This is a genomic window from Stenotrophomonas sp. PS02300, assembly GCF_029959395.1.
Lineage (GTDB): Bacteria > Pseudomonadota > Gammaproteobacteria > Xanthomonadales > Xanthomonadaceae > Stenotrophomonas > Stenotrophomonas maltophilia_AD.
On record NZ_JASCOP010000142.1, the window covers coordinates 1 to 9807 of the forward strand.

The 9807-nt window shown below is 66.3% G+C and carries 11 protein-coding genes and 1 riboswitch; of the genes, 4 read left to right on the forward strand and 7 right to left on the reverse strand.

The features are described 5' to 3' along the window. Positions 1-84 precede the first annotated feature (84 nt). Together ribB and QMX79_RS18115 are read right to left on the reverse strand one after the other, a co-directional pair. On the reverse strand, positions 85-1182 hold the full coding sequence (gene ribB, locus QMX79_RS18110; RefSeq protein ID WP_282248010.1) for a 3,4-dihydroxy-2-butanone-4-phosphate synthase: 1098 nt from the start codon (positions 1180-1182) through the stop codon (positions 85-87). Beyond that, positions 1179-1790 (reverse strand): riboflavin synthase, encoded by a 612-nt coding sequence (locus QMX79_RS18115; RefSeq protein ID WP_282248011.1) that lies wholly within the window; start codon positions 1788-1790, stop codon positions 1179-1181. Before QMX79_RS18115 ends, ribB begins: the two co-directional genes overlap by 4 nt. A gap of 76 nt (positions 1791-1866) precedes the next feature. Further along, positions 1867-2011, reverse strand: a riboswitch (FMN riboswitch). Positions 2012-2165: 154 nt separating this feature from the next. Between QMX79_RS18115 and QMX79_RS18120 the strand changes: the two genes are divergently transcribed. The 3 genes from QMX79_RS18120 to QMX79_RS18130 all read left to right on the forward strand — a co-directional run bounded on the left by QMX79_RS18120 (position 2166) and on the right by QMX79_RS18130 (position 3662). Further along, complete coding sequence (locus tag QMX79_RS18120; RefSeq protein ID WP_095364489.1) at positions 2166-2798, forward strand: outer membrane beta-barrel protein; 633 nt, start codon at positions 2166-2168, stop codon at positions 2796-2798. A gap of 211 nt (positions 2799-3009) precedes the next feature. Continuing rightward, the gene (locus tag QMX79_RS18125; protein ID WP_282248012.1) at positions 3010-3339 is read left to right on the forward strand and encodes a type II toxin-antitoxin system RelE/ParE family toxin; all 330 of its coding nucleotides are present in this window, start codon (positions 3010-3012) and stop codon (positions 3337-3339) included. Continuing rightward, positions 3336-3662, forward strand: a complete 327-nt coding sequence (locus tag QMX79_RS18130; protein ID WP_282248013.1) for a transcriptional regulator — start codon at positions 3336-3338, stop codon at positions 3660-3662. The genes QMX79_RS18125 and QMX79_RS18130 overlap by 4 nt, the downstream gene beginning before the upstream one ends. Before the next feature lie 15 nt (positions 3663-3677). On the opposite strand, the gene ribD is transcribed toward QMX79_RS18130, so the two are convergent. From ribD to QMX79_RS18155, 5 genes are all read right to left on the reverse strand, one after another. Beyond that, on the reverse strand, positions 3678-4763 hold the full coding sequence (gene ribD / locus QMX79_RS18135; RefSeq protein WP_282248014.1) for a bifunctional diaminohydroxyphosphoribosylaminopyrimidine deaminase/5-amino-6-(5-phosphoribosylamino)uracil reductase RibD: 1086 nt from the start codon (positions 4761-4763) through the stop codon (positions 3678-3680). Between the two features lie 42 nt (positions 4764-4805). Then, positions 4806-5327: a transcriptional regulator NrdR gene (gene nrdR / locus QMX79_RS18140; protein WP_282248016.1), complete on the reverse strand. Its 522-nt coding sequence runs from the start codon at positions 5325-5327 to the stop codon at positions 4806-4808. Between the two features lie 93 nt (positions 5328-5420). Further along, positions 5421-5864, reverse strand: a complete 444-nt coding sequence (locus QMX79_RS18145) for a hypothetical protein (RefSeq protein WP_282248017.1) — start codon at positions 5862-5864, stop codon at positions 5421-5423. Beyond that, entirely contained in the window at positions 5864-7117 is a 1254-nt protein-coding gene (gene glyA / locus QMX79_RS18150) for a serine hydroxymethyltransferase (protein ID WP_282248018.1), read from the reverse strand. The genes QMX79_RS18145 and glyA overlap by 1 nt, the downstream gene beginning before the upstream one ends. Before the next feature lie 119 nt (positions 7118-7236). Continuing rightward, on the reverse strand, positions 7237-7704 hold the full coding sequence (locus QMX79_RS18155; RefSeq protein ID WP_282248019.1) for an RcnB family protein: 468 nt from the start codon (positions 7702-7704) through the stop codon (positions 7237-7239). 235 nt (positions 7705-7939) lie between these two features. On the opposite strand from QMX79_RS18155, the gene ettA reads away from it, so the two are divergent. Further along, the gene (gene ettA, locus QMX79_RS18160) at positions 7940-9604 is read left to right on the forward strand and encodes an energy-dependent translational throttle protein EttA (protein WP_068849183.1); all 1665 of its coding nucleotides are present in this window, start codon (positions 7940-7942) and stop codon (positions 9602-9604) included. The last annotated feature ends 203 nt before the right edge of the window (positions 9605-9807 follow it).

The following is a 9807-nucleotide window of genomic DNA, read 5'->3' on the forward strand; positions in this document are numbered from 1 at the left end:
ACTTCCCCTCATTTATAAAAAAAACCCCGAATAACCCCCCCCGCGGCGCGGGGGCCCCGGGGGGTAACGACGGTCGGGGTCAGGTCACGGCGTAACAGTCTCGACGACTTCCAGGCCGTAGCCGGCCAGGCCGATCTGGCGGCGCGGGGTGCCCAGCACGCGCAGCTGCCCCAGGCCCAGGTCGGACAGGATCTGGGCGCCGGCACCGTTGCGGCGCCACTGGCTCACGTCCTTGTCCTTGCCCGGGGTGACCGGCTGCGGTTGCTGGCGCAGGCGGGCCAGCAGGCTGTTGCTGTCGCGCGGGGCCGACAGCACCACCATCACGCCGCGCTCGGCCGCCGCGATGGCGCGCAGGGCGTCGGTGGAGGCCACCCCGAAATCGTCGCGGCGCCAGTGCAGCAGGTCGGCCAGCGGGTTCTCCACCTGCACCCGCACCAGGGTCGGCTGGGTGTCGGGGGTGCCGCGGACCAGGGCGAAATGCAGGTCGTGGGCGATCCGGTCGCGGTAGGTCACCAGCTTGAACGGGCCGAATTCGGTGTCGATATCACGCTCATCGACCCGCTCGACAGTCTTCTCGGTGGCCAGGCGGTGCGCGATCAGGTCGGCGATGGAGCCGATCTTCAGGCCGTGCTCGCGCGCGAACACCTCCAGCTCCGGGCGGCGCGCCATGCTGCCGTCGGGGTTGAGGATCTCCACCAGCACCCCGGCCGGCTCCAGCCCGGCCAGCATGGCCAGGTCCACGCCCGCTTCGGTATGGCCGGCGCGGGTCAGCACGCCGCCCGGCTGGGCGATCAGCGGGAAGATGTGGCCCGGCTGGTGCAGGTCGGCCGGCTTGGCATCAGGCTTCACCGCCGTGCGGATGGTATGCGCGCGGTCATAGGCCGAAATGCCGGTGGTGACACCTTCGGCGGCTTCGATGCTGACGGTGAAATTGGTCTGGAACTGGGCGGTATTGGCCTGCACCATCGGCGCCAGGCCGAGGTCGGCGGCACGCTCGCGGGTCAGCGGCAGGCACACCAGGCCGCGGCCGTGGGTGACCATGAAGTTGATGTCCGACGGCTTGACCAGCTCGGCGGCCATGATCAGGTCGCCTTCGTTCTCGCGGTCTTCGTCATCGACGATGACCACCATGCGGCCCAGGCGGATGTCCTCGAGGATCTCGGGGATGGGAGCGAAGTTCATGCGCGGATGTCCTGTACCTGGGGGGCCACCAGCCGTTCGACGTAACGGGCGACCAGATCGATTTCGAGATTGACCGCACTGCCCACGCCGGTAGCGGCGAAGGCGGTGTTGGCCACGGTGTGCGGGATCAGCGCGACCTCGAAGCCGGCATCATCCACCTCGTTGACGGTCAGGCTGACCCCGTCCACGCAGATCGAGCCCTTCTTGGCGACATAGCGCAGCAGGCCGGCCGGCGCGGCAAAGCGCCAGCGCTGGGCGCGCGCGTCCTCGTGGATGGACAGGACCTGGCCCAGGCCGTCCACGTGGCCGCTGACCAGGTGGCCGCCGAGGCGGTCGGTCGGGCGCATGGCCCGTTCCAGGTTGATCACCGCACCCGGCGCCAGTTGGCCCAGCGTGGTCAGGCCCAGGGTCTCGGTCGAGGCATCGGCCTGGAACGAGGTGCCGTCAAAGGCGATGACGGTCAGGCACACGCCGTTGATGGCGATGCTCTCGCCCAGCTGCACGAGCTCGAACGGCAGGCTGCCGACATGGAAGGTGAAGCGGACATCGCCGCCGAGGGGATCGCGCGCGGCCACATGGCCGACGCCTTCGATGATTCCAGTAAACACTAACGTTCTCCGCGAAAAGTGAGCGAAAAACGCCGCAAGGCAAACAGGCGGGCGCAGGGCCATGCAGGCCCTGTAGCACCGTCTTCTTTCATCCGGACTATACCGTCGGCTCCGGCATCGGACCGGATCTGCTGACCTTCCGGCGGGGCCGGAAGCGCTCGCGGGCTCGTGCTTGCGCACCTACCGCCGGTGGGGAATCACACCCCGCCCTGAAGACGTTTGTATACCGGCGAACCGGCGCGGCCATTGTAGCAGCGCTGGCTGAGCGCTCGCTTTCTGTAAACAATTTGTTAAAATGCGCCGCGCGGCGATGACCGCCGCCCTGCCGCCCACGACGGGCTGGCTGAAATGGACCTCAATCTCCAAGGAATTCCGATGCGCAAGATGCTCGTCCTGGCCGCCGCCCTGCTGGCCGCCGCTCCGATGGCCGCCTCTGCTGCCGATGCCATGAGCTACACCTACGTTGAAGGCGGCTGGACCCAGCTGCAGGTCAGCACCCCCGGCAGCAACCCGAAGCTGGACGGCGGCTTCATCCGCGGTTCGTTCGCGATCGCCGAGCAGGTGTACGTGTTCGGCGGCTACAGCACTGTTTCCGAGACCTACCACTTGGAAGACAGCATCGGCGAGTACCGCATCAAGAACACCATCGACCAGCCGGAGGCCGGCATCGGCTACCACATGCCGTTTACCGACCGCCTGGACTTCACCGCAGACATCGCTTGGATGCGCATCAACAACGAAGTCAAGTTCGAAGACGGCGAGTTCAGCGAAACCGAGAAGGTGCACACCAATGCCGGGCGCGGTTCGCTGGGCCTGCGTGGCAAGCCCTCGCGCGCGACCGAAGCCTGGCTGAAGGCCGGCTACATCGACGGCAGCGACATGGACGGCGAGTGGATCGGCACCCTCGGCGGTCAGGTCAGCTTCAACCGCAACTGGGGCCTGATCGGCGAAGTCCAGTACTTCGACGACATCACCCAGTACTCGGTCGGCGTGCGCGCCAGCTTCTAAGTTACTGATCGGGCAGCGCTAACCCGCGCCATGATCGACGGGCCCCGCAAGGGGCCCGTTTTTTATTGCCTATCGATTCGCGCGAGTCGATTGATTCTACGTTCGGCAGCGCAACCTGGATGTGACCTGCGCCCGGAAAGACGGGCCGGGCCCTGCGTATCGTTCACATGAAACCATACGCAGATAACGTACACTCATGCATGCAGTGTTTGTGGAACTGGCTGGATTCGCCCGTAACCGGGCAGCGCACCTGGATGACGCGGGCTTTCGTGACCTGCAGCAGTGGCTGATGCGCGAACCGGAGCGCGGCGATCTGATCGTGGGCACGGGTGGGCTGCGAAAGGTTCGATTTGCTGATGAAGGTCGCCAGCGCGGCAAGCGCGGGGGCCTGCGGCTGATCTACTACTGGTGGCCCGATGGTGCGCAGTTCTGGTTGTTCACGGTGTATGGCAAAGGTATCCAGGACGACCTGGATCCGGCACAACGGCAGCTTCTTTCAAGGCTGCTGGATGAGGAGCGGAAGGCGAGGAGCCCAAGATGAAACGAGACATTTTCGCAGAGCTGGTCGAGGGGATGGAGGAACTCGCCCACGCGCGGGGGGGCAAGGTCACCCTGCGCACACATGCGGTAAAACTGGCTGCGCTGCCCCCGCTGGCTGCAGACGAGCTCATCGCCATTCGCGAGAAGCTCAACATGTCGAGATCGATCTTCGCGATGTACCTGCGGACCAACGCACGCACCCTTGAGAACTGGGAGCAAGGGCGTGCGCGACCCAATGCGCAGGCGGCGACGCTGATCCGGCTTGTCCAGGCTTATCCGCAGACCGTGCAGCATCTCGCAGCCCTGGGTGCGGCGGCAGCGTAACGCCTGCACCGAGACTTAGCGGGGCCGCAGCAGCAAGCGCAGGTCGTCGCCTACCTGACGCTGGTCAACCAGCCGCAGCCGACGCTGCTGTTCCATGCAGTGGATGCCCAGCCCGCCCAGCAGCGGCCGGCCGTGCTCGCCGAGCAGGGTCGGCGCCTGGTAGAGCAGCAGTTCGTCCACCCAGTCGCCGGCCAGTAGCGCGCCGCATAGGGTGGCGCCTGCTTCCGTGTGCACTTCGTTGATGCCGCGATCCGCCAGCAGGGTAAAGACTGCTCCCAGATCGAGCCGGCCATTCTGGCTGGGCACGCTCGCAAACTCGGCATCGGCCGCATCGGGCGGACTCACGGCGGCATCGTGCAGGTACAGGGTCGGCGCCCCACCCTCGCGCACCCGCGCGCATTCGAGCGAACGAAGGCGCGTATCGAGCACCACCCGCAGCGGCGGAATGACCTCGGTATCGGCCAGCCGCACCGTCAACTGCGGGTCATCGGCCAGCACGGTGTCGGCGCCGGTCAGGATCGCACCGGCACGCGCGCGCCAGCGCTGCACATCGTTGCGGGCCGCTTCACCGGTGATCCACTTGGAACTGCCATCGGCCATCGCGGTACGCCCGTCCAGGCTGGCCGCCAGCTTGACCCGCAGCCACGGTCGCGCGCGTTCAACCCGCGACAGGAAGCCGTGGTTGAGCTCTCGCGCCTGCGCCGCCATCAGCCCTTCGGCCACCTCGATGCCCGCCTCGCGCAGCAGCACGAAGCCGCCGCCATCGACCTTGGGGAACGGGTCGCGCATGGCCGCCACCACCCGGGCGACACCGGCCCCGATCAAAGCCAGTGCACACGGCGGGGTGCGACCGTGATGCGCGCAGGGTTCCAAGGTGACGTAGGCGGTGGCGCCGCGTGCCTCTTCGCCGGCCTGGCGCAGCGCGAACACTTCGGCGTGCGGGCCACCGGTGCGCTGGTGCCAGCCCTCGCCGACCACCCGGTCGCCATGCGCGATCACGCAACCCACCATCGGGTTGGGCCGGGCGGTGAACAGGCCGCGTTCGGCCAGGCGCAGCGCGCGGGCCATGTGCAGGTGGTCGAGCGTGGTGAAGGTGGTCATTACCTGATGGTAATGCAGCGGAGCAGCGGGGCAGAGCCCGCTCTACCCTTTCTTTTTCTTGGCCAGGGCGATCACATCGCCCAGCAGCTGCAGCTGTTCGGTACTGGAGGGCAGCTCGCGCTCGAGCTTCTCGATTTCCTCGCGGAAATCGGCCACGTCCTCGAAGCTGCGGTACACCGACGCAAACCGCACGTAGGCCACGTGATCGAGCTTGCGCAGTTCGTTCATCACGAACTCGCCGACCTTGATCGAGGGGATTTCGCGCTCGCCACACATGCGCAGCTGCTGCATCACCGCGCGCACCGCCAACTCGATCTTGTCTTCGGGCACCGGGCGCTTCTGCAGCGCGCGGTCGAAGCCGACCCGCAGCTTGCGCGCGTCGAAAGCTTCGCGGCTGCCATCGCTCTTGACGATCGCCGGCAGCTTCAGTTCGATGGTTTCCAGGGTACTGAAGCGCTCGCTGCACGCCTCGCACTCACGCCGACGGCGGATCGTCGCACCGTCTTCGGAGACGCGCGAGTCGATCACCCGGGTATCGGCATGCTGGCAGAACGGACAGTACATGGAACGCCTTGCATCGGAAAAACGTCATGCCGTGGTCACGGCAGCGTCGCAACGGTACCTGAGAAGACCCGTGCGTACAAATCGGGACGTGCGTCAATACTCGCCGGCAGCGGCAGGGAACGCCCTCAAAAACGCGAGATGCGCGCTGCAGACCAGCAGCGGCGGGCCGACCATCAGGTAGCCCAACGCCCGCCAGGAGCTGCCGGAAAGCGAGTTGTACATCACCAGGACGACCACGCCGAGCGCGGCCAGCACGCCCAGTCCCAGCCCCACCCACGGCAGCGGGCCGGTACTGCGCAGGGCGGTTCGCCCCCTGCGCAGGTAGACCACGCTCAGCCAGGCCCAGCCCAGCAGGCCACACACCCCGGCCAGGGCCCAGCCCAGCAGGAACAGGCCTTCGCGGTTGTTCATGTAGCCATGCCGGTCGAAGAACACATACACCGCCAGCCCGGCCACGCCGCCACCGGCGACCAGCGCGGGCAACCCCAGCAGCAGCGCCTGCGCGATGTACAGGCGCCGCTGTAGGGTTTCATCCATCAGCCGTAGACCGGGTACTTGCGGCACTGCGCGCTGACCGCATCACGCACGCGGGCGATCACTGCCTCGTCGCCCGGGGCGTCGAGCACGTCGGCGATCCAGCCGGCCAATTCCACGCAGTCCGCTTCCTGGTAACCGCGGGTGGTCACGGCCGGGGTGCCCAGTCGCAGGCCCGAGGTCACGAACGGCGAGCGCGGGTCGTTGGGCACCGAGTTCTTGTTGACGGTGATGTGCGCCTTGCCCAGCGCGGCTTCCGCATCCTTGCCGGAGACGTCCTTGCCGATCATGTCGACCAGCATCAGGTGGTTCTCGGTGCCGCCGGAGACGATCTTGTAGCCGCGCGCGATCAGCGTGGTGGCCATCGCCTGGGCGTTCTTCACGACCTGCTGCTGGTAGGCCTTGAAGCCCGGCTCCAGCGCTTCCTTGAAGGCCACGGCCTTGGCCGCGATGACGTGCATCAGCGGGCCACCCTGGATGCCCGGGAACACGATCGACTGCAGCTTCTTCTCGATCTCTTCGCCGGCGCCCTTGGCGATGATGATGCCGCCACGCGGGCCGCGCAGGGTCTTGTGGGTGGTGGAGGTGACCACGTGCGCGTGCGGCAGCGGGCTGGGGTAGACGCCGGCGGCGACCAGGCCGGCTACGTGGGCCATGTCCACGAACAGGTAGGCGCCCACCTTGTCGGCGATGGCGCGGAAGCGCGCCCAGTCCACCACCTGCGAATAGGCCGAGAAGCCAGCCACGACCATCTTCGGCTTGTGTTCCAGGGCCAGGCGCTCGACTTCGTCATAGTCGATCAGGCCCTGCTCGTTCACCCCGTACTGCACGGCGTGGAACAGCTTGCCCGAGGCGTTGACCTTGGCGCCGTGGGTCAGGTGGCCGCCGTGGGCCAGGCTCATGCCCAGGATGGTGTCGCCCGGCTGCAGCAGCGCGAAGTACACCGCCTGGTTGGCCTGCGAGCCGCTGTGCGGCTGCACGTTGGCGTAATCGGCGTCGAACAGCTGCTTGAGGCGGTCGATCGCCAGCTGCTCGGCGATATCCACGTATTCGCAGCCACCGTAGTAGCGCTTGCCCGGGTAGCCTTCGGCGTACTTGTTGGTCAGCTGGCTGCCCTGGGCTTCCATCACCGCCGGGCTGGTGTAGTTCTCGCTGGCGATCAGCTCGACATGGTCTTCCTGGCGCTGGGTTTCGGCGGCGATGGCCTTGGCCAGTTCGGGATCGTAGGTTTCGATGCGGACGTCACGCGGGAACATCGCTTACTCCAGGCAGAAGGGGGGAACAGCGGGCCCCTGATTGTAAGCGGCCCCGGGGGGCCACGCGAAAAAAAAGCGCGCCCTGGGGCGCGCTTTCGTTCTGGGGCCAGGGCCCCGGCTTACCGGTTGTTGATCACGTAGTCGGCGATGATGCCGGTGGCGATGGCGACCAGCAGCAGGTTGCCGCGGTCGTCGCGGATCCAGTGGTGGTCACGCGGCGGGCGGCGCACCGAGTAGCGGCCGTAGTCGTTGACCACGTACACCGGGCCCCGGTAGTACTCGTTATAGCGGTGCCCACGCGCCCAGCCATAGCCCCGGCCGGGGGCCGGGCGGTAGACCACGCGCGGCGGCGGTGCCGGGCGGTAGTAGCCGCGGTTGTCGTAGTAGCGGCGGTCGTGGTGGGCCTCACGGCGGCGGTCGTCGCGCCAGTCGCGGCGGTCGTCGTGGCGGTCATGGCGACGGTCGTGGCGATCATCATGGTGGCGGTCGTGGCCGCGGCCGCGATGGTCGTCGGCGAACGCCGGGGCAATGCTGCCCAAGGCGAGCAGCGAGGCAATGGTCCCGACCACAATTCGATTCATGCGCATGTGCTGGCCTCGCTTGGTGGATTGATGGCTCCATCATGCTGACGTCATCTGAATGGTTTCCGGCTGGAAACGGTTTCCAATTCAAGCGCTTTGACGACCCATTCAGGCAGCGGCAAGCCCCGCCCCACGGGCCGGCCGGCGGTGGTCATCGCTTCCGGCTATAATTGGCCCCATCCCTTTTCATCTGTGCTTGTTCCTGACGGAACGGGCGCAGGGTCGCGCCTTCGGAGAGCTCATGTCCTCGCAATACATCTACACCATGAACAAAGTCAGCAAGGTGGTCCCGCCCAAGCGGCAGATCATCAAGGACATCTCGCTGTCGTTCTTCCCGGGTGCCAAGATCGGCCTGCTGGGCCTGAACGGCGCCGGCAAGTCCACGGTGCTGAAGATCATGGCCGGCGTGGACACCGACTTCGAGGGCGAAGCCCGCCCGCAGGCCGGCATCAAGGTCGGCTACCTGGCCCAGGAACCGGAGCTGGACCCGACCAAGACCGTGCGCGAAGCGGTCGAGGAAGGCGTGGGCGAGGTGCTGCAGGCCCAGGCCGCGCTGGACGCGGTGTACCTGGCCTATGCCGAGGAAGGCGCCGATTTCGACAAGCTGGCCAAGGAACAGGAGCGCCTGGAGGCGATCCTGGCCGCCGGTGACTCGCACACCCTGGAAAACCAGCTGGACGTGGCCGCCGATGCGCTGCGCCTGCCGCCGTGGGATGCCATCGTGGGCAAGCTGTCCGGTGGTGAAAAGCGCCGCGTGGCGCTGTGCCGCCTGCTGCTGCAGAAGCCGGACATGCTGCTGCTCGACGAACCGACCAACCACCTCGACGCCGAGTCGGTGGAATGGCTGGAACAGTTCCTGGCGCGCTACACCGGCACCGTGGTGGCCGTCACCCATGACCGCTACTTCCTGGACAACGCCGCCGAGTGGATCCTGGAACTGGACCGCGGCCGCGGCATTCCGTGGAAGGGCAACTACACCGACTGGCTGATGCAGAAGGACGAGCGCCTGAAGCAGGAAGACAACCAGGAAAAGTCGCGCCAGAAGGCAATCCAGAAGGAACTGGAGTGGTCGCGCCAGAACGCCAAGGGCGGCCGCACCAAGGGCAAGGCCCGTCTGGCCCGCCTGGAAGAGCTGCAGTCGGTCGATTACCAGAAGCGCAACGAAACCAATGAAATCTTCATCCCGCCGGGCGAGCGCCTGGGCAATTCGGTGATGGAGTTCAAGAACGTGTCCAAGAAGTTCGGCGACCGCCTGCTGTTCGACGAACTGAGCTTCCTGGTCCCGGCCGGCGCGATCGTGGGCATCATCGGCCCCAACGGTGCGGGTAAGTCGACCCTGTTCAAGATGATCACCGGCCAGGAAAAGCCGGATTCCGGCGAAATCGTGGTCGGCCCGACCGTAAAGCTGTCCTACGTGGACCAGAGCCGCGACGCGCTGGAAGGCAACCACAACGTCTTCCAGGAAATCGCGGGCGGCCTGGACATCCTCAACATCAACGGCATCGAGATCCAGTCGCGCGCCTACATCGGCCGCTTCAACTTCAAGGGCCAGGACCAGCAGAAGCTGGTGGGTTCGCTGTCCGGTGGTGAGCGTGGCCGCCTGCACATGGCCAAGACCCTGCTGCAGGGTGGCAACGTGCTGCTGCTCGACGAACCGTCGAACGATCTGGACATCGAAACCCTGCGTGCGCTGGAAGATGCGCTGCTGGAGTTCCCCGGCAACACGTTCGTGATTTCGCATGACCGCTGGTTCCTGGATCGCATCGCGACCCACATCCTGGCGTTCGAAGGCGATTCGCACGTGGAGTTCTTCCAGGGCAACTACCGCGAATACGAAGAAGACAAGCGCCGCCGCATGGGCGACGACGCCGCCCCGAAGCGCCTGCGCTTCAAGGCGCTGAAGTAAGAAGGAAAAACGGCCGCGCTCGCGCGGCCGTTTTGCATTGTGGTAGGCCACGACCATTGGTCGTGGCGCAAGGTCAACGGCAGCGTTTCCATTGCTGCGTGCAGGGAGGCCGTCGGGCAGCCCCTTACGGGACACGCCGTAAACCCATCCTTGGGGGCTTGGCAAAAACATCCATGTTTTTGACAGTCCCTACAGGGGCTGCC

Excerpts from the sequence above, each read along its gene's own strand:
- ribB (WP_282248010.1), bottom strand. The coding sequence starts at position 1,182 with ATGAACTTCGCTCCCATCCCCGAGATCCTCGAGGACATCCGCCTGGGC.
- QMX79_RS18120 (WP_095364489.1), top strand. The coding sequence starts at position 2,166 with ATGCGCAAGATGCTCGTCCTGGCCGCCGCCCTGCTGGCCGCCGCTCCG.
- QMX79_RS18130 (WP_282248013.1), top strand. The coding sequence starts at position 3,336 with ATGAAACGAGACATTTTCGCAGAGCTGGTCGAGGGGATGGAGGAACTC.
- ribD (WP_282248014.1), bottom strand. The coding sequence starts at position 4,763 with ATGACCACCTTCACCACGCTCGACCACCTGCACATGGCCCGCGCGCTG.
- nrdR (WP_282248016.1), bottom strand. The coding sequence starts at position 5,327 with ATGTACTGTCCGTTCTGCCAGCATGCCGATACCCGGGTGATCGACTCG.
- QMX79_RS18145 (WP_282248017.1), bottom strand. The coding sequence starts at position 5,864 with ATGGATGAAACCCTACAGCGGCGCCTGTACATCGCGCAGGCGCTGCTG.
- glyA (WP_282248018.1), bottom strand. The coding sequence starts at position 7,117 with ATGTTCCCGCGTGACGTCCGCATCGAAACCTACGATCCCGAACTGGCC.
- QMX79_RS18155 (WP_282248019.1), bottom strand. The coding sequence starts at position 7,704 with ATGCGCATGAATCGAATTGTGGTCGGGACCATTGCCTCGCTGCTCGCC.
- ettA (WP_068849183.1), top strand. The coding sequence starts at position 7,940 with ATGTCCTCGCAATACATCTACACCATGAACAAAGTCAGCAAGGTGGTC.